Below are 19,122 nucleotides of genomic sequence, written 5' to 3'. Positions count from 1 at the left end.
AGTGTGTGTCAGAAAATTTTACTCAGTATTATTTTCTTAATCTAATATATTAATTACAGGGTTTTGATACTTTAAAGATATCAATGAGGGTTGTGTGAACAATATCGAGCTAAGGCATCTGCGCTATTTCATCGCGGTAGCAGAAGAGCTGCACTTTGGCCGTGCGGCGGAAAAGCTAAACATCTCGCAGCCGCCGTTAAGCCAGCAGATTCAAGCGCTTGAAACGCAAATTGGTGCGGTGTTGCTTTATCGTACCAACCGCAGCGTGCGTCTTACCCAGGCGGGGGAGATGTTCCTGAAGGAGGCCAAGAGCATCGTAAGCAAGGTGCACGACGTCTCTGAGCAGGCGGCGCGCATTCATCGCGGCGAGGAGGGCAATCTGACGATTGGACTGACCTCATCGGCACCGTTTCTGAAAAAGATATCGCGCACTTTTCAGCGCTTCAGAATGGCGCATCCCCACGTCAATATTCGTATCGAAGAACTCAATAGCCAACAGCAGCTGCAACCGCTGGTTGAAGGGACTCTGGATCTGGGCGTCATGCGCAACGGCGTGCTGCCCGATGTTCTACAGCATCATCTGTTGCGTTCCGAGCCGCTGGTTGCCGTGGTCCCCGAGCAGCATCCACTGACTCAACTGCCGCCCGGCGAGCTGACGTTGAGCCACCTTGCCGATCAGCCGTTCGTGTTTTTCTCCAAGGACGTAGGCACCTCGCTGTATGACGATATTCTTCAGCGCCTGGCGCTCGCCGGCATTACGCCTTTTATTACTCAGGAGGTCGGAGAGGCGTTGACCATCATTGGGCTCATTTCCGCGGGTCTTGGCGTATCGATATTGCCCGCCTCGTATAAACGTATTCAGGTTGACGGCGTTAAATATCTTTCCTTTAAAGATGAGCAGGTGAATACCCAGGTCTGGCTGGTCAGTCATCGTCATCGTCCGCTTTCTGCGCCGGCTTTGGCGCTGGCTAAAATGATGATTGAAGACGGCGAATAGCCTGTTAAACCTGCAATTCCTTCAGGTATTAATTGTAATATGTGCACTAAATCACATATCGAATCAAATAGTTGACGATAAATGACAAAAGCTACAACATAGCCTTTAATATTTATTTCGAAGCGCGAAAAATAACGAGGCACGTTGAGTGATAGTGGAAGGCCAGCCGGGACACATCGATCAGATCAAACAAATTAATGCCGGTACCGTTTACCGACTGATAGATCAGTTTGGTCCAATTTCCCGCATCGAGCTTTCCAAAAAAGCGCAGCTTGCTCCGGCCAGCATCACAAAGATTGTACGCGAACTGGTTCAGGCGCATCTGGTTCAAGAAACCGAATATCAGGAGCCGGGCAGCCGTGGCCGTCCTGCAATAGGGCTTATCCTTGATACCCAGGCTTGGCACTATCTCTCTGCGCGAGTCAGTCTTGGCACGCTAACGCTGAGTTTGCGCGACCTGAGCAGTAAACTGGTTGCCGAAGATATTCTTCCCCTTGTCGCCGAAGACGCCGTGCCGTTTCTCGATCGCATTATTGCGCACATTGACCAATTTTTTATTCATCATCAGAGCAAACTTGAACGTCTGACCGCAATGGCAATTACCTTGCCCGGCATGATTGACACCGCAAAAGGTGTCATTCAGAAAATGCCGTTCTATCCGGTGGAATCCGTCCCCCTCGGTCCGGCCTTGGCCGCACGCAGCGGTTTACCGGTTTTTATCCAGCATGATATTGCGGCCTGGACCAAGGCTGAGTCCCTGTACGGCGCATCACGCGGTTTCCGTAACGTAATTCAGGTAGTTATCGATGATAACGTCGGGGCGGGAGTCATTACCGGCGGGCAGGTGCTGCACGGCAACAGCAGTAGCGTAGTCGAGATAGGCCATACTCAGGTCGACCCTTACGGCAAGCGCTGTTATTGCGGTAATCATGGCTGCCTGGAAACTCTGGCCAGCATCGATAATATTCTCGAGTTGGTCAGGCAACGTCTAGAGGTTACGCCTAATTCTTTGCTCAATGGACTGCCGATCACTGTCGAAAACCTCTGTGATGCTGCGAACCGAGGCGACGCGCTGGCGAAGGATATTATTGTGGGCGTGGGGCAGAATGTGGGGCGAATTCTGGCAATTATGGTGAACCTGTTTAACCCTGAAAAAATTCTGATCGGTTCGCCGCTTAATCAGGCGCAGTCGGTTCTGCACCCGACCATTATGTCTTGCATCCAGCAACAGTCCTTACCGGCCTACAGCGAAAATATTCAGCTTGAATCCACGCAGTTTTCAAATCATGGCACCATGCCGGGCGCAGCACTGGTTAAAGACGCGCTTTATAATGGCTCACTACTGGTGAAATTATTGCAGGGTTAGCGTCGGCTTATTTCAATATTTGTCTAATCCCCAATAAAACAATCACGCTGCCACACAGCCTGTCGATACTCTTTTTGCCCCTTTGGTAGGCGGAAGAAATACGAGGTTGGGACAACGCCAGTGCGACCGCGCCGTACCACAGTGCGGCAATAATACCGACAACGGCCAACATGGCGAAAAAAGTACCTGATGATACGTGGGCTGGGGCGGCGGTAGAGAAAATAGCGGCATAAAAAGCCATCGATTTTGGATTGCCGATATTCGTTATCACTCCCTGAACAAAGGCCTGCCGAAAACGGATGTCCTTCTGTTCTGTGGGTAAAGAAATTACGCTTGTCCCGGCTTTGAACAATAAACGCGAACCAAACCAGATAAGATAAGCGGCACCCATTATCTTAATCAGCAACGCTACCCACGGAAAAGACGTAAACACAATCCCAACGCCTGCTATTGCGCAGCTTGCCCAGAATAAATTCACCACCACAATACCTGCAACCAATGCCAACGCTGCCGAACGCGATGAGGCGACGGCTTTATGTACAACAGCAACAAAGTTTGGGCCAGGAATAACCACACCAGCCACATAAACCATAAAAACAGTCAGCACCGCATGAGCATCAATCATAGTTTTTATTCAGGTTGGAAGTATTTGAGAAGCCGAAAGATAACTTATAAGGGTTATATCACAACACCGGTCGCACCCACAAAACATTGCGCTAACGCAAGTTGCTAATCCGGTTAATCCCCTAAACTTTGTGCGTATTACGTCATGGTAATGAATGACGCATCTGCCGTTTCCCCAAGGCGTTTGGACAGTACATGGAGTTATTCGGAGTAATTGGACATGCTAACGCACTTTTTTGTGACGGGTACGGATTCCCGGGTAGGAAAAACGATTGTTTCCCGCGCATTATTACAGGCCATGGCCGCGCAGGGGAAAATTGTGCTGGGTTATAAACCTATTGCCACCGGCAGCCAGGCATTGGCCGACGGCGTGCGCAATAAAGATGCGGTGACCCTGCAGCAATCCTCTTCTATTTCATATCCGTTGGCAAAAATAACCCCTTTTGCCTTATCCGATGAAGATATATTTACCAGCGACTTACCCTTCGATATTTTTGAACGTATGACCGAAGGGTTGGAGTTTATGTGCCAGGAAGCGGACACCGTTGTTATCGAAGGCTGTGACGGTTGGCGCACGCTGATTACCCCGCAACAGACTTACTCAGAGTGGATTGTGCAAACAAAAATGCCGGTGGTGTTGGTGGTCGGTATTCAGGAAGGCTGCGTCAGTCAGGCCTTGTTGGCTGCTCAATCGATTATTGCCGACGGCGTGACGCTACTCGGCTGGGTAGCGAATAGAATCAACCCTTGTCTGGCACATTATCCAGAGACCATTGCGGTTATCGAGCAAAATATTGACGCGCCGCTGCTGGGTGAGATTCCGTATTTACCCCGTGCCGAATCGCGCGAGATGGCTCATTTTTTAGATCTTTCCCGACTGGCCGCCATGGCCTAAGAATACTGCCACCGAGAGCGTTCTCCGTGGCAGTCAGTCATTTCAACGTCAGACGAGCGACAAAAAGCTATTTCTGAGGCTTCCGCTGTCCAATGCAATATAGTCTAAAACAGGTTCAGTAGAGGGGAGATAACGGCTCCATAGTTCTGGGTTTTTTCCCACGGTGCGGGAACCGATTTTTTGTCCTTATAAAATGTGACTACGTCAGCTAATTGTGCTCTGCATCGATACAAATGGCGTAATTCTATTGCTGTCATTCCATTCATTTTTGAGTCTGACTTACATACAACATCCTCCATCTTAATATCATCCAAAAAGAAGTGGAGCTGAGCGTTATCATTTTGTTGTTTTTGTAGCGGAATATTTTCACTGACCTGTTTAATAAATCCATCAATCACACCCTTAATCATACGAGAAAGTATACGATTGGTAAATTCGACAGCACGCATTTGGTCGTTTTTATCAGGGAGTTCTGCTTTGTCATTGACTGCCTCTAAAAGAGAGTATGAGGGTGCATAACAAGGATGATCGCCTAGATTTTCAAACAAATTGTCAAGTGTATTGCGCGTAAACGTATTCGACGATGTACTAAAAAGCCGTGCTATATCGGCATTAAAATCATGCAGCTCACGCTCAATACTTTCCATATGAGCCGCAAATCTGGCAAGATAGTCCAAAGCAATATTATCGTCTTTTATTCCTGGAATATTCAATAAAGCAGTCTCGTCTTCTCTCAATATGGCATTTATAGCGAATTTCGCATGTTTGCTTTCTACGCCAATCCTTTGTTTTAAATGCTCTTTATTTAATGTGTTGATGAGCCTACTCATGACCTCACTGAGGGGGTAGCGACCCCCATCCACATTTGTATTTTCAGTTCTTTCAATATATTCATTGAGTGTCTTAAAAACGTTTAATTTTTCATTATTCACCATGCCAGTATAGGTGTAAAAATCGGGTTTTTCAGATATAAAGTTAAGTGCAATAAACAAACTTTCAATCAGGCGTAATGGCGTGCATGAAGAGTAACGTTCTTCCCCTCGAATAATCGATGACAAAAGAAATAGATTTTTGATAAACCTGTTTAATCGTATTCAGTAAGTTTGTACTCCTAAACCCGTCTTGAGCTTAATCAGCTCGTAGAGCCAGAAGCAGGCGGGGCCTCACCACAGAGCCTATTGTTTTATTGAGTTTTACCCACAGCAATCAAAAAAGGCCTGGATACAGTTCGCAAATTGGCACGATTAGCAAGCCTGTACAGAAAGACCGCTGATATACTGAACAAGAAAAAATATAGGAGAACGCCCATCGCTTCCAATACCTTACCCGACATTCACGTCGATAGCCGTCATCGCCCGCTGGTGCTGACCGCCTGTATGCTTTCGATGTTTATGGCCGCCGTTGAAGTCACCATTGTCGCCACGGCGATGCCGAGCATTATTGCTGACCTGGGTGGCTTCTCGCTTTTAGGCTGGGTTTTTGCCATCTATCTACTGACGCAGGCGATCACCGTGCCTATCTATGGGCGTTTAGCCGATCTCTACGGCTGCCGTAAGATGTTTTTCATTGGTACAGCGCTGTTTCTCGGCGGTTCGGTGCTGTGCGGATTCGCGCCATCGTTGGTGTGGATGATTGCCTTCCGTGCCCTGCAAGGATTAGGCGCAGGCGCCATCACACCGGTTGCTACCACGCTTATCGCCAATATTTACGGCCCGCATGAACGCGCTAAGGCGCAGGGTTATCTTGCCAGCGTGTGGGGCGTATCGGCCATCGTCGGGCCGCTGCTCGGTGCGTTTATCGTCCAGCATTTTCATTGGTCGGTGGTGTTCTGGATAAACCTGCCGATTGGCATTGTCGCGATGCTGATTCTTGCCAAATATTTACCCGCTGAGGAGAGCAGAAAGACCCACGCGCTAGACCTCGCCGGTACCGGCCTGCTTTCACTGGCGGTGGCCGCTATGCTGCTGGCGTTACTCCAGGCTGAGTCCCTCGGCTATTATTCCCTGCTGCTCGTCGGACTTGCCGTGATGGCCTCGGCGCTGCTCGTGCGTCAGGAGAAAAGGGCACCAGAACCGCTGTTTCCCCTGTCACTGTGGCAGAACAAGGTGGTGGTTGCCGGCAATATCGGCGGTATTGTGATTGGTGCCAGCATGATGGGCATCAGCGCCTTTTTACCGACTTATGTTCAGGGGGTTCTCGGCGGCACGCCGCTACAGGCCGGGACCACGCTGGCGCTGATGTCGCTAGGCTGGCCGCTGGCAAGCACGCTGAGCGGAAAGCTGATGCAGGCGACCTCATATCGCTTCACGGTGCTGCTTGGCGCATTGCTGTTGGTGTTTGGCAGTCTGGCACTCCTGCTGCTCACTCCGGGCTCAGGTCTGTGGTGGGCGAGAGTTTCTGCCTTTATGATTGGCGCGGGCATGGGGTTGTGCAACACCACGTTTATTGTCTCGGTACAAAACTCGGTCGATGCCTCGGTGCGGGGTATCGCCACGGCCTCGACGCTGTTCACCCGTATGCTCGGGTCGGCGCTAGGGACGGCCATTCTCGGCGCAACGTTAAATGTTAACCTGCAAAATCGCCTGCCCGCCTTGCATGACCCGGTGCAGATGCTGATGGACAAACTACAACGGCAGCAACTCTCGGCTGAAAGGCTGAATCATATCATCGAGCAGGTTTCTGCCTCGCTGCACTGGGTTTTCGTTCTTGCCGCCGTCATGTCATTCTTTGCAATAGCCGCCGCGCTGTTGCTGCCGGTCGGTCATCGTCCGGCGAAGAGAGAGTCCTGAAACGGCGCAATAAAAAAGGCTTAAACAGGCGACTGTTTAAGCCTTGAGGTCAGAATTGCAGTGTATTACTGGGCTGACGAGTCCTGACTGGTGCCGGTTTTAGGGCTTGCCGTCGAGTCGTCTGCGCCATTTGCCGTTTTGCTGTACACAATTTTCTGCTTGTCGTTATCACAATGCCCAACAACCTGACCGCCAGCCTGATCGGCCTGGTCATTGGCGACGATATCGAGTTTAAAACCTGACTCGGGTAAGCCATTCGCCACAATTTTCTTGGTGATATCCGCTTTAACGCTGTCACAAGAGGCCATAGCTACCAGAGGTGAGAGCGTTAAAAGAGCCAAGCCAACCATCAGAGTCTTTTTCATGATTTCGTCCTTTTTTGAAAAGCTTGCATGCAAAGTTTAGCAGTTAACTGCAATCTATCGAGCGATTAAGGTGCCAGTAATTGGTTGCCGGTCACGCGGTCAAGACAACGCTGGGTATTGGGTTCCCAATAAGCGTTGATATTACGGCTTGCGTTGCAGCGGTCACGCAGCGCAGCAGCCTGCTCGTACTGGGCGTTGTCTCTTTCCTGACGTTGAATTCTCTGATCGCGTAACGTGCGGGTCGCGTTCCATTCTTCTTTGCTCTGGCGCGCTTGCTCGTTGCTCATCGCCCCATTACCGCTGCCGCCAAATACACAGGTCCCACCTGCACAATTGGTTTCAGCATGGGCCGTCACTTGCCAGGTCCCTGAAAGCACCAGCAGGGCGACAGGCAGCATCCGGCGCAGCAGTCGAGACATAATTATTGTGTTCATTAGCTCATCCTTATAGGTTTACACATCGCTGACGCGACGATTAAAATTATACCACCCTGACGGGATACGTCACCTAAAGACGGGAAATTGGTTTATAAATGATTGAACTAACGGAGTAGTCTCCTTCTCATGCTCAAAACCACCTTGCTATTTTTCGCTACCGCACTGGCCGAAATTATCGGCTGTTTCTTGCCTTATCTGTGGCTAAGAAAGGGCGGCAGCGCCGTGCTTTTAGTGCCTGCGGCCGCCAGTCTTGCGCTGTTTGTCTGGCTGCTTACGCTGCATCCTGCGGCGAGTGGGCGCGTTTATGCGGCCTACGGCGGCGTCTACGTGGTGACCGCGCTCCTTTGGCTGCGCTACGTTGATGGGGTAAAACTGGCGACCACCGACTGGCTGGGTGCCGTCGTCGCATTGGCGGGTATGCTAATTATTATTTCCGGGTGGAAGTCTTACTAATTATCCGGTGACCGGCAAGAAAAAAGGGCAACGAAGCGGATCCGTTGCCCTTTTTTACTGCTGTCAAGCCAGGGATTATTCGTCGCGGCTTACGCGCAGGCCAGCCAGCGACTGGCTTACCGGCATCATCTCAATTGAGTTGATATTAACGTGCGCTGGCAGCGTTGCGGCCCAGAATACCGACTCCGCCACGTCTTCCGCCGTCAGTGGGTTGGTCTTGTCGTAGGTCTGGCCGACCTTCGCATCGTCACCTTTGAAACGTACGCTGGAGAATTCAGTCCCGCCGCACAGGCCAGGCTCTACGTTGGTCACGCGAACCTTGGTCCCGAACAGGTCGGTGCGCAGGTTGAGGCTGAACTGGCGCACGAAGGCTTTAGTTGCGCCGTAAACGTTGCCGCCAGCGTAAGGCCAGTTACCGGCGGTAGAGCCGATGTTAATCACGTGACCTACGTTGCGTTCAACCATGCCCGGCAGTACGGCACGAGTAACATACACCAGACCTTTAGTGTTGGTGTCGATCATGGTTTCCCAGTCATCCAGAGACGCCTTGTCCGCCGTTTCCATACCCAGTGCCAGACCCGCGTTGTTGACCAGTAAATCGATGTTTTGCCATTCGGCCGGCAGCGCAGCGATGGCCTGCTCGATGGATTCACGAGAGGTCACATCCAGCTGCGCGACATACAGCGCATCGCCCAGTTCGGCCTTCAAATCAGCAAGACGTTCTTTACGACGTCCTGTTGCAATCACCTGGTGTCCAGCATTAACAAATTTACGTGCAATAGCGGCGCCAAAGCCGGCTGTTGCGCCGGTTACAAAAACGATCATCTCTGATTTCCTTAGAATAAATGGCCCCGCGGACGGGGCAAAGAGTACGACATGTGCTTGCAATTAGTAATAACACAGAGTGGTTGAAAGCGGCTAGGCCCATAATGTGTCTAGTTATCGATTTAATAATCTTGCTGCGGTTATTTGTTTTGCTTTAAATAAGGGGCAATCAGCGATAAGTCGGCCGCAGACAGCCTGTCGGCTGCGGTCTGCGCCTGATGCCAGTAAGGATAAATCAGCGGCGGCTGACTCACCTGATTCAGCCTCTCGAGCTCGTCTGCGCTGAGCGTTATCTCGGCAGCCTTGAGGTTATCGACCAGCTGCTCTTCACTTCGCGCGCCGACAATCACCGAGGTCACGACCGGTTTGGACAGCAGCCATGCCAGCGAAATCTGTGCCGCCGAGACGCCGCGCGCGGCGGCAATGTCGACCAGTACGTCGACAATATCGTACAGCTTGCTCTCGTCGCGCACCGGGGGTTCACCCCATTCGGCTAGATGGCGAGTGCCTTCCGGCTGAGGCTGATTGCGGCGATATTTCCCTGAAAGCAGGCCACCCGCTAACGGGCTCCACACCAGCACCCCCAGGCCCTGATCGTGGCTCACCGGCAACAGCTCGTATTCTGCTTCGCGTGCTTGCAGAGTGTAGTGAATCTGCTGGCTCACCGGGCGTACCCAATGATGCGCATCGCTGACACCCAGCGTTTTCATCAGATGCCAGGCAGAGAAATTTGATAAACCGACGTAGCGAACCTTGCCGCTGCTGACCAGATCATCCAGCGCACGCAGCGTTTCTTCGAGCGGCGTCAGGCCGTCCCACTGGTGCAACTGGTAGAGGTCGATGTGGTCGGTGTTAAGACGTTTGAGGCTGGCCTCACAGGCACGCAGGATGTGATGACGCGAAGAACCTCCGCCGTTGGGGCCTTCACTCATCGGGAAACGGGCCTTGGTGGCAATCAGCACGTCATTTCGCGCCTTGCCAAGAGCCTCGCCTAAAATTTCTTCCGACAGGCCGCCCGAGTAAACGTCGGCGGTATCGAAAAGGTTGATCCCAGCTTCACGACACAGGGCGATTTGCCGCCGTGCGGTCGCGACATCGGTTTGTCCCGTTTTAGCAAACTTTCCCTGACCTCCAAAGGTCATGGTTCCCAGGCTCAGGGCGGACACCTTGAGTCCTGAACGGCCAAGTTGACGATATTCCATCTCTGTCTCCTTACCTTATTGATTGTTTTGAATGAGTCAGTGTTGAGCCGAGTTTTCTGGCTCCTTCGCGGTTTCAGACGGCGGGGCCGTCGCTTTCTTTTTCTTTTGCCGAATCTCATCGCCGTCGGTAACGTTAAGGGTCATGCTGTCAATCATGCCGAAGATGGCGATACAGCCGACGATGATAAACGCAGTGTGGAAACTGCCCAACGAGGTGCCGTTGCTGGAGACCGGCTCAAAGTGTTCGGCGATACGTAATGCCAGTGCACCGATGGCAATACCTAGCCCTGACGAGAGCTGCTGTGCCGTATTAAACAGCGTGTTCGCGCCCCCCATTTGTGGGCCAGGCACCTGTGAAAAGGCGAGCGTGTTGATAGCCGTGAACTGCATTGAACGCGTCATACCGCTGATAAACAGCAAGATAAAGGTCAGCGTCGTCGGCACCGCCGGGGTGAGAAACGCGCAGGCGAAAATGGTCAACGTATTCAGCAAGCCGTTGACCACCAATATAGTGCGAAACGGGAAACGGAACAGAATTGCCGAAGTGAAAGGCTTCATCGCCAGATTACCCGCAAATACCGATAACACCAGCAAACCCGCGTTGAAAGCGTTCATACCATAGCCGAGCTGGAACAGCAGCGGCAGCAGGAACGGCAGCGAACCAATGGCGATACGAAACAGTGAACCGCCGATAACCGTTACGCCGTAACTTTTAATCTTCATGGCCACCATCGGCAACAGCGGGTGAGGGCTTGAAAGCGAGTGTTTCACCGCCAACGAGCCCACCAGCAGGCTGCCGATCACACAAAGTGACGGCAGCCAATAGGTTGCATCGCCTTTATTAAACAGGTCCAGTCCAAACATTAAGCCCAGGCAGGCAATGCCGGTCAGCAGGAAGCCCAGTACGTCAAACGGTATGCCTTTTGCCCCTTTTTCATTGGGGATTAATCTCAGGCTTAGCAGCAGTGCGATGATCCCCAGAGGTACGTTGAGGATAAAAATCCAGTGCCAGGACGCATAGGTAGTGATGAATCCGCCCAGTGGTGGCCCCAATATCGGTGCCACCAGCGCGGGCCAGGTGATGGTCGCGATCGCTTTAATCAAATCTGCTTTGGCGGTATTGCGCAGAACCACCAGTCTGCCGACCGGCACCATCAGGGCTCCCGCAAATCCCTGGAGCATCCGCGCCGCGGTAAAGGTGGGCAAACTTACGCTCGTCGCGCACAGCACCGAGGCCAAAGTAAACAGTATGATAGCCAATGAGAAAATGGTGCGCGTCCCGAAGCGATTCGCTATCCAGCCGCTGGCAGGGATAAAGACGGTAAGGGTTAGAATGTAAGCAGAAACGCCGATATTAAGATCGATAGCCGGTACGCCAAACGCCAGTGCCATTTTGGGAAGCGCCGTAACGATAACCGTCGCATCGAGGTTCTCCATGAACATGGCGCCGGCAACCAGCAGTGGCAGGGCGGAACCGCCTGGCAGTGAAAATTTTTTCATCGACATAACGCCTGAATATAAAGGAAATCCCCTGAGCTGAACATTAACAAGTCCCTGATTAATAGCTTTAATATGTCTTTTCTTTTGCGATTCTTAGCAAAAGATCGGGCAAGGAAAGGTGATTTTTGAGCATAGCGCATCAGCGAGAATGGTTAAAATAGATTTATTGGCTAAATTGAATGAAGAGGTCGGTGGTCCATGTTTAAGTATGCGCCGCTTGAGACAAATCAGATCAAAAGGAGTTGAACTCAAAACAAGACTCAATCGATGAAATCAAAAATTGATTCATTACAGATCCTTAGGGCTTTTGCTGCGACCTTCGTTGTGATTAACCACCTATGGGGAGACTCTCAGACCGCAATTTCACTGCGTCTTGGCCTGCAATATATTGGCGATTTCGGCGTAGATGCCTTTTTCATTCTTAGCGGATTTATCATGAGTTATAAAACCCGTGAAGATTCCAGGCTGGGGCTGTCGACCGCCCTCGACTTTATTAAGAAGAGGGTGGAGAGAATCTATCCTTTATTCCTGCTAGTGTTGACCCCTTTTTTACTGATTTATCTGCTAAAAAATCATCCCGCCAGCCTGTATCAGATTTTTGGTAATATCCTGCTGCTGCCCACCTTTACCAGCGACCCCAACTATTTAATGCTGGTCGGTCCCTCATGGTCGCTGGTGTATGAGATGTTCTTTTACCTGATTTATGCGGTCATCATGATGCTGGTCCCAAATAAACGCAGCCTGGTGTTTACCACTGCGTCGCTGATTGTGCTGATGGTCCTGGTGGTTAACCTCTTCTCGCTGCGGGGACCGCGTCTGGACCTGGATAATTTCAGCTATATGATTGGCGATACGCTGATGATTAACTTTGCTATCGGCTGCGTGTATGCGCAGATATTTATGCGGTTGGGTCAGGCCCGCCTCCCCAGTCTTTATGCCTGTCCGCTGATTGTGATTTTTTTCTTACTGGGAATGTGGCTGTCGGCAAAGGGGGCTCCGAGATTCGTTTGCTTCGGGTTAACGTCGCTGGCGATTGTTTTTCTGTTTAGTTTGATGAGGGAGTCGCAAGGAAAAATATATCGATTATTAGTTTATGTAGGCAATGCGTCTTACAGCATCTATATCACGCACTATTTCTTCGAGTACTCCAAACACTTCTTCTTTACTCACTTCAATATCAATCACGATCTCTTCGGCATTGTATTTTCCATTATCGCGGTGATCTTTGGCTGCATTTTTTACTCCCAGATAGAAACACGGATTGCGCGAGGAATTCGCTCGCTTCAGTCATCGCGAGCCGCGGCGGCGAGAGATTAGGAGGATTAATCCGCCATTCGCTCATCTCGAACGGCGGATTTACTAAGATTAATGCTCTTCCAGTCGATAGCCACTTTCTGCGTCGAACAGGGGGATCCCTTCACTGCGGACGGCCAGATTTAACGGTGCGTTGATGCTATGCCTTACCCGACCCCGGTTTCCGCTAGCCTGCCGGGCGCTGTGGTGCCATTTCTCCGGCAGTGGAAAACACAGTTCCTCGCACTGTGCGCTTATGATACCCGTTGTAGTGACTACATCACTGAGACAAGGGCTGTCATGATGACCGCAGATGATGACTCGCCAGTCTAGTCATCATGTAAAAATACATAAGAAATCAGCTTAATCCAGAAAAGCCTTCTGTTGCGGCAGGATAATATCCCGATCAATTTAGCCAGACATTGACCAGGAAGTACTCCCATGCCCACCACAAAAAAGTTTCAGCATGCCAGCGTCCCGCTCTCAACAGTAAACACCACCGCTCAGGCAGACGCCGTACGCAAAGAGAGTGCGGGCACCCATGAGGACCCGGGCTGTCTTGCTATTATCTCTCAGGGATGCAGTGCAATGAAAGAAATGCCCAAGCCTCATGAAAAAACTCTCCGGTTACTGAATGATTATCAGAAAGCCTCTCCTGCTCTCAGGGAGAGCCTCTCGGAGGGGGGATTCATAGCAGCGAACGGTGAACTGGACGAACCCTATGCTCGTGAGAACTGGCAGATGCTGTGGGAAATATTTCCCGGCGAAAAATTTAAAGATATTCCTGAGGGTGCCGGGGTTACGAAAGCAGCTGAAGGCCTTCTCCACGCCACGGAATCGTTACTGCAGGATGTGGTGGCATCTGCGGCAGAAAGCGCGGCCGGAACGGATGAACTCACAGGAATGCAGCCAGCCATAGCGAAAGCGGAAGAAGAGGTTGTTGATGCTCAGACCCTCCGCTTGCTGCTGGATGAGGAAATCCGTGAAAGCGTCGTTGCCACTGCGAATGAGTTTATCATGGAGGGGGGCATAAACCGGGAGTATCTTGATGATTCGGGACCGGAACTGAAAGCGGCGGTGGAGAGCCTGGAGAACACGCTGGGTAAACTGGACGGTCTGGATGAAACACAGGAAAAAAGGCTCACTGCACTGGAGAACAAGGCGGGTGGGCTGACATCTGAAGAACAGAAGGAACTGAGCTCGCTGCAAAAGCTGAAAAAAAAGCTGGCCTGCTCGGAAGAACGCAGCGTGCTGGCGGCGGCGGTTAAGGTGGTGAAGGACAGTATGGAGGTTATTCAGGTCAGCCCTGAAACCGTAAAAGGTCTGTCAGCGGGAGAAAAACAGATTCGTCTGGACGCCTGTGAGGCATTGAAGGACCTGTCTGCGGCACTGGAAGACTCGGTTAACATCCTGAAAAGCGTCAAAGTTGCAGCCAAAGGGAGTGATGTTCTGGGATTACCAGAGAAACTGAGCAACGCGCGGCATAAAATAAAAAATGCGCTTGAGGTTGTGAAGGCGAGAAGAAATGAATCGATTGAAAGCACTTATCCGGATAAGTCCGGCAGGGTAAAAGCTGCCCTTGTGAAAGTATCCGAACCAGGCAGCAAAAAAGACCCGGTGACCGATGTCCTGGACAACCTGAAAGCGCATGAGCAAAATCTTGAAAAAGGCGTATACCGGGAGCTGATTTATATCCGGGAGGCCACACAAACGCTGTCACGGGCTGTCGACACTTTACCGAAAGGGAAGGTCCGGGATGCTGTCAGCCAGCTGCAGAGATTTTGCGAATTTCTGACGCCCGACCTTAAGATGCTGGTATCAGGGAAACCTCCAGCCATCGCGAGTACTAAGGAACTGAAAGCTGCAGCTACTGCGGCAGTTGCCATGTACAGAACGCTTATAGGTGCTGACATGACTGCTGATGAGCCGAAAACACGGCGTGACGTGTTTAATGAGGCAGTGGAGAAACTCACGCTGGCACATAAAAGTATCAGGTCGAAAGAGCTTAAACCGCCGCTCAGGGAAACCGGACTGGCGTTCAGCCTGGTACGAGAGGATACCCGCAACCTGCAGTCTGTTGGCTCCGGGGCTGATACAGTGACGCAGCTGAAAGAGATGGCGGTGGTGCTTCGCGGTGCATACGCAAAAATTGCACATGTGGTGTCGGGCGTGACTGAAAAGATGGGCTCGCCCGGGCCTGAGAGAAAAAAACTGACGGACCTGCTTGAGGTAAAAAGTGAGCCGCTGCTTACGTCACTGCACTGGTTTGAGCTCAAAGGCAAAGCGCTGGCGGGAAGTGCCAAAGCCGCCAATAAAGTGGCAGATATGCTGGTGCACAAAAAGGGCACTGACTCCCTGAGTAATGTGAGTGACATGCGCGCAAAAAGTGCTAAAGCAGTGTCATTAGCCCGGACTGAGCTGAAAGAAGCCTTTTCGTTCGTTGAACACCGCTGGCAGGAAACCCAAAAAAACCTGCACGCGCTGCAGACGACCAGTCAGAATGAATTCACCCTGGCGAAGGCTCAGCTGACCGCTATGGAAAAAGATGACCCCCGCAAACTCCCTGCGCAACCAGAAGACATCAGTCAGCAGCGAAAAAAAGTGGACACTCTCAGAAGATTCCTTACAGATATTCAAAAGTGTCAGGGCGGATTCAAAGAGGCCGTTAATCAAGCCCGTAAGGCGGAAGGAAGTGCAGAGGCCCTGACGTTTTCGCAGGACCTGTTAACAAAGACCGAAGTGGGACTGCCTGCCTCAGAGGTACTGCTGCAGGCAGAGGGGGCGATGCGGACCGCTGCAGCAGCACTTCAGGTGGTCACCCACCGGGAGCCTGAAGTTTACGGCCCTCAGCAGAAAGTGGCGATGTATCTTGCACTGGTGCTCGCAGAGCGGATGAATGAAAAAGAAGAGTTAAGCCCGGCGGAAAAGCAGGCTCAGGTGGCGGTGCTGGCGGAGAAGCTTGCCGGAGATATTGACTCACCCGGATTTGACAGGAAGGCATTTGCCGTTCTGATTAAAGAAAATTACCGGCAGAAATGTGATGGCACGCTGAAACTTCCCCGCGAGTACAGGGCGGTTCTGGCAGAGCCGGGGCTGAAGTGGGCAAATCTGATGACAGACAAAGGTGCAGCCAGGCTGGGGAGTTCGCTCGTCAGTCTGACACTCCGTAAACTGATTTCACAGAGTGTCAACATCCTCATGCCAGGGGGGATCGTGGGCAGCGCATGGGGGCGTATCCGTGGAGCGGTGTCAGCAGGGTTAATCTATCAGGCAGGGAAAGAACGCGTTAATTTTCTGAAGCAGTCGGTTATGCCGGGCCATGCCCTGCCTTCCGGAACGCTTTCCGGAGCCAGAAATGACACCTGGAAATTTGTTGCTGCATCGACCGCGGATGCGGCATTGCCGCAGGTCCTTAGGGCGGCCAAAAACGGGCTGGCGATGCTGAATGATATTAAAAAGAACGGCTTCGCGCATACGATGGAGCAGGCCGGTAATCACTTCGTGGGGAATAACCTCATCAGTTCCGGTACCACGTTGGCTGCCGCCGGAGGAAGGGAAGGCGCAGAGGCGGCGGCTGAATTTATAACTGATGCCATGGAGAGTGCAGCAGAGCGTAATCAGGTTTTCCCTTACCAGGGAAAAGGAGACCGCGTGGAGCAGGCTGTCGGAAAGATGGCTGATATTGTCAGACGTGGACGAGCGGGTCCGGAGAGCATGGGGAAAGACGAAGTTGCGACTATTGACCGTGCCTTGGACGATGCACTGAAAGACCTTGCACAGGAAAAGGCCAGGTTAAACGGCATTCTGACAAAAACAGAGCGTGACTTCATAAAAGAACGAGGGCTGACACCAGCGGCACTGGTCGTTGCCTGTGACGCTCAGTCTGAGAAACTCCGCTCCTATCAGAAGGAAGGAAAAAACGCAAACCAGCTGGTTGTTCTCGGGAAGGTCAAGCCCGGGCAGCGTGATTTTGATGCATGCGTCAGGGACGGTGACAGCCGTATTTTTATCCGGGAGGGAGCTGCTGGTAAGGACTTGCTGCGCCACGAGGTGACCCATCTGTGGGGGAAAGGTGAGAAGGAGACCCGCAACATTATGGCGACGCTGATGGGGTTGCGGACGGGTGACCACAGCATTGCATGGAAGGTAAACATTAACCTTAATGCGAACGATGAAAAAAATACTAATGGGCTACACTTTGGATTTGGAGGGGGTGGTCTGTTGAATTACAGAAAACCTGAAAATAAACCCTCACCCCCTATTACCAGTAATGTTAATCAGTCAACTCCCTTGGTCGAGGGCATAACTGAGACGCAGAAGGAAGAAAATATCCGGGGAGCATGGGATGAAGATTATGTTACGACAAAGGTTATTGTTCCTTATATGCAAAGCGTGATAAATGGAGCTGAGACTACTATCACTAAACTTCACGCTCCTTCGTATATCTGGAATTATGTTCAAAAGGCTATTGATGAAAATGGGCTTTCGCCATTAACTCCAGACAGCCGTATCAAAACCACACAAATAATAACGGAAGGCAGAGGCCAATCAAGCGTCACAGTGGCAAAAAAAACAACACACTTTACGCTGACAGATCTCGTTTGTGGTAAATTACATGGGATTAACCTTAAAGTGGAATGGGATAATCACATCCCACCTGCATTTCGAGATAAAATTCTCCCAGGCTCTTCCAGTGGATTATTTACTACGGGAGATACAGATTCTGCCATAACGGCGGCATTTAAAGGCGAAATGGCTAACCTTGAAAAGGATGATGGGACAACAAATAATCTATCTGCTTTCTATGAATTTTCATTTCACTCGACGGCGAGAGAACTTTCAACGTCAGAAGACATTGACGATAGATTCAAAAATCAGCTCAAGCGTTACATTAATAAGGAAGAAACACCTAAGCTGATGTCTTTAAATGGTGAGAAATTAAAGGAAGTTGTTGCACTAGCCCAAGGGAACAAGGTTTTAGCCTGGGACGCATTAGGTGATTACATTGAGTTCGACAATGATAAAAACCTTAGTCAAAAAGAGCAGAACTGGATATTAAAACATCTGTCTATTAAAACACAAGACGAGTGTAAAAATAGCAGGAAAAAATTTGATACATTTACTAAAACTTGGATTACCGGCAACAAAATCCCTATTGAGCATAAAGAGACCCGCTTGGCATTATCCAAAGCCAATAATATTGGTGCTGACACTGTTAAAACCATTATCAGTCGTATGAAACAAGATATGGACACGATGGTTAAAACTCCCAACGAACTCCTTCGAGACCAGCTGGTTAATATTGCATTCGATTTAGTAAATGGAGCATCAAGTTTTATACCTGGTAAGGGGATCATTACTTTCATGGCAAAGATTGCGCTAAGTTCCAGTATTAGCGTAGCAAAAGATTTGACCCTGGCCACGCTTGCCGACTCTAATGAAGAAAAACAGGCAATATTGTCTAACGTTTTACAGAATATCCTGGCAGGCTTGCTATTTGACGGCATTGCCATCGGGAGTAATTATGCCGGTAAGTGCATGAAAAACAAATCCTTCAAATCGATTGAAAATATGTTTGAATCAAGAGTGAAAGGTACGCTCCCGACGATTGATGACAGCCTGAAGGTGACGGGGATTGACCTGAGCGGTGTAAAAATAGAGAGGACGGGGGTTTTCCATGGCACTTACAAAAAGGGTGAACAGTATTATATTCAGCAGGACGGCAGCGCGTTCGAGGTGTTCCGGGACCGAAGTAGCAATACCTGGCGTTTGAAGAACCCCGATCAATCATCAACGTACCATATGCCGGTGAGTTACCACGCAGATACCAACAGCTGGCGGCCTAACTCTAGTGTGGGGCTACAGGGAGGCGCAAGAACATGGGGCAACTCACGCCCTCCTCAGGGAACGTACAGTAAGATGAATCCCGACTACAGCACCATCGGCCAGCCTGCAATTAATAAGGGTCCGGCGATTCAACGACCTGAACTCAAGAACAATCAGTGGGTGAATTCAAAAGGTACGCTCCCGACGCTTGATGACAGCCTGAAAGTGACGGGGATTGACCTGAGCGGTGTAAAAATAGAGAGGACGGGGATTTTCCATGGCACTTACAAAAAAGGCGAACAGTATTATATTCAGCAGGACGGTAGCGCGTTCGAGGTGTTCCGGGACCGAAGTAGCAATACCTGGCGGTTGAACAATCCCGCTGGGGACTCTATGCCGGTGAGTTACAACGCAGAAACCGGCAGCTGGGAGATTTGACAGTCACCGGGCCCTCCGCCACATGAAATGCATCACCCTGCCGGACGTTATTTATCGCTACAGGCGGCCTATGAGGGATGTGGTTTGGAGCCGGTATCGGCATGACCGGGCG

14 protein-coding genes are annotated in these 19,122 nt (G+C 50.9%); 7 read left to right on the top strand and 7 right to left on the bottom strand.

What is annotated here, in order from left to right:
- Positions 1-94: 94 nt before the first annotated feature.
- On the top strand, positions 95-997 hold the full coding sequence (locus tag BS640_RS07925; protein ID WP_017490601.1) for a LysR substrate-binding domain-containing protein: 903 nt from the start codon (positions 95-97) through the stop codon (positions 995-997).
- Between the two features lie 148 nt (positions 998-1,145).
- On the top strand, positions 1,146-2,363 hold the full coding sequence (gene mlc / locus BS640_RS07920) for a sugar metabolism global transcriptional regulator Mlc (RefSeq protein ID WP_026110362.1): 1,218 nt from the start codon (positions 1,146-1,148) through the stop codon (positions 2,361-2,363).
- A gap of 7 nt (positions 2,364-2,370) precedes the next feature.
- On the opposite strand, the gene BS640_RS07915 is transcribed toward mlc, so the two are convergent.
- Positions 2,371-2,988, bottom strand: a complete 618-nt coding sequence (locus tag BS640_RS07915; RefSeq protein ID WP_017490599.1) for a LysE family translocator — start codon at positions 2,986-2,988, stop codon at positions 2,371-2,373.
- Positions 2,989-3,207: 219 nt separating this feature from the next.
- Between BS640_RS07915 and bioD the strand changes: the two genes are divergently transcribed.
- The gene (bioD, locus tag BS640_RS07910; RefSeq protein WP_026110361.1) at positions 3,208-3,882 is read left to right on the top strand and encodes a dethiobiotin synthase; all 675 of its coding nucleotides are present in this window, start codon (positions 3,208-3,210) and stop codon (positions 3,880-3,882) included.
- 104 nt (positions 3,883-3,986) lie between these two features.
- Here bioD and BS640_RS07905 read toward each other — a convergent pair whose 3' ends face one another.
- Positions 3,987-4,940 (bottom strand): hypothetical protein, encoded by a 954-nt coding sequence (locus tag BS640_RS07905; RefSeq protein ID WP_139802796.1) that lies wholly within the window; start codon positions 4,938-4,940, stop codon positions 3,987-3,989.
- Between the two features lie 273 nt (positions 4,941-5,213).
- On the opposite strand from BS640_RS07905, the gene BS640_RS07900 reads away from it, so the two are divergent.
- Positions 5,214-6,671, top strand: coding sequence for an MDR family MFS transporter (locus BS640_RS07900; protein ID WP_026110558.1), 1,458 nt, complete (start codon positions 5,214-5,216; stop codon positions 6,669-6,671).
- Positions 6,672-6,736: 65 nt separating this feature from the next.
- On the opposite strand, the gene BS640_RS07895 is transcribed toward BS640_RS07900, so the two are convergent.
- Complete coding sequence (locus BS640_RS07895) at positions 6,737-7,036, bottom strand: DUF1161 domain-containing protein (protein ID WP_017492145.1); 300 nt, start codon at positions 7,034-7,036, stop codon at positions 6,737-6,739.
- A 65-nt stretch (positions 7,037-7,101) separates the two neighbouring features.
- Positions 7,102-7,470: a DUF1283 domain-containing protein gene (locus BS640_RS07890; protein WP_017492144.1), complete on the bottom strand. Its 369-nt coding sequence runs from the start codon at positions 7,468-7,470 to the stop codon at positions 7,102-7,104.
- Between the two features lie 129 nt (positions 7,471-7,599).
- Between BS640_RS07890 and BS640_RS07885 the strand changes: the two genes are divergently transcribed.
- Positions 7,600-7,926, top strand: coding sequence for a YnfA family protein (locus BS640_RS07885; RefSeq protein ID WP_084912327.1), 327 nt, complete (start codon positions 7,600-7,602; stop codon positions 7,924-7,926).
- Positions 7,927-8,001: 75 nt separating this feature from the next.
- On the opposite strand, the gene ydfG is transcribed toward BS640_RS07885, so the two are convergent.
- The 3 genes from ydfG to BS640_RS07870 all read right to left on the bottom strand — a co-directional run bounded on the left by ydfG (position 8,002) and on the right by BS640_RS07870 (position 11,453).
- The gene (gene ydfG / locus BS640_RS07880; RefSeq protein WP_017492142.1) at positions 8,002-8,751 is read right to left on the bottom strand and encodes a bifunctional NADP-dependent 3-hydroxy acid dehydrogenase/3-hydroxypropionate dehydrogenase YdfG; all 750 of its coding nucleotides are present in this window, start codon (positions 8,749-8,751) and stop codon (positions 8,002-8,004) included.
- Between the two features lie 140 nt (positions 8,752-8,891).
- Positions 8,892-9,953, bottom strand: coding sequence for an aldo/keto reductase (locus BS640_RS07875; protein ID WP_084912326.1), 1,062 nt, complete (start codon positions 9,951-9,953; stop codon positions 8,892-8,894).
- Between the two features lie 36 nt (positions 9,954-9,989).
- Entirely contained in the window at positions 9,990-11,453 is a 1,464-nt protein-coding gene (locus BS640_RS07870) for an MFS transporter (protein WP_084912325.1), read from the bottom strand.
- A gap of 267 nt (positions 11,454-11,720) precedes the next feature.
- Here BS640_RS07870 and BS640_RS07865 point away from each other — a divergent pair, with 267 nt between their 5' ends.
- Together BS640_RS07865 and BS640_RS07860 are read left to right on the top strand one after the other, a co-directional pair.
- Entirely contained in the window at positions 11,721-12,770 is a 1,050-nt protein-coding gene (locus BS640_RS07865; RefSeq protein ID WP_017492139.1) for an acyltransferase family protein, read from the top strand.
- Between the two features lie 417 nt (positions 12,771-13,187).
- Positions 13,188-19,010: a hypothetical protein gene (locus BS640_RS07860; RefSeq protein ID WP_084912324.1), complete on the top strand. Its 5,823-nt coding sequence runs from the start codon at positions 13,188-13,190 to the stop codon at positions 19,008-19,010.
- Positions 19,011-19,122 lie beyond the last annotated feature (112 nt).

Source organism: Rouxiella badensis (assembly GCF_002093665.1).
GTDB classification, from domain to species: Bacteria; Pseudomonadota; Gammaproteobacteria; order Enterobacterales; family Enterobacteriaceae; genus Rouxiella; species Rouxiella badensis.
This window is presented reverse-complemented; position numbering and strand designations above follow the sequence as displayed.

Coding starts and splice junctions, on each gene's coding strand:
- BS640_RS07915 (WP_017490599.1), bottom strand. CDS start 2,988: ATGATTGATGCTCATGCGGTGCTGACTGTTTTTATGGTTTATGTGGCT.
- bioD (WP_026110361.1), top strand. CDS start 3,208: ATGCTAACGCACTTTTTTGTGACGGGTACGGATTCCCGGGTAGGAAAA.
- BS640_RS07895 (WP_017492145.1), bottom strand. CDS start 7,036: ATGAAAAAGACTCTGATGGTTGGCTTGGCTCTTTTAACGCTCTCACCT.
- BS640_RS07890 (WP_017492144.1), bottom strand. CDS start 7,470: ATGAACACAATAATTATGTCTCGACTGCTGCGCCGGATGCTGCCTGTC.
- BS640_RS07885 (WP_084912327.1), top strand. CDS start 7,600: ATGCTCAAAACCACCTTGCTATTTTTCGCTACCGCACTGGCCGAAATT.
- ydfG (WP_017492142.1), bottom strand. CDS start 8,751: ATGATCGTTTTTGTAACCGGCGCAACAGCCGGCTTTGGCGCCGCTATT.
- BS640_RS07875 (WP_084912326.1), bottom strand. CDS start 9,953: ATGGAATATCGTCAACTTGGCCGTTCAGGACTCAAGGTGTCCGCCCTG.
- BS640_RS07870 (WP_084912325.1), bottom strand. CDS start 11,453: ATGAAAAAATTTTCACTGCCAGGCGGTTCCGCCCTGCCACTGCTGGTT.
- BS640_RS07865 (WP_017492139.1), top strand. CDS start 11,721: ATGAAATCAAAAATTGATTCATTACAGATCCTTAGGGCTTTTGCTGCG.
- BS640_RS07860 (WP_084912324.1), top strand. CDS start 13,188: ATGCCCACCACAAAAAAGTTTCAGCATGCCAGCGTCCCGCTCTCAACA.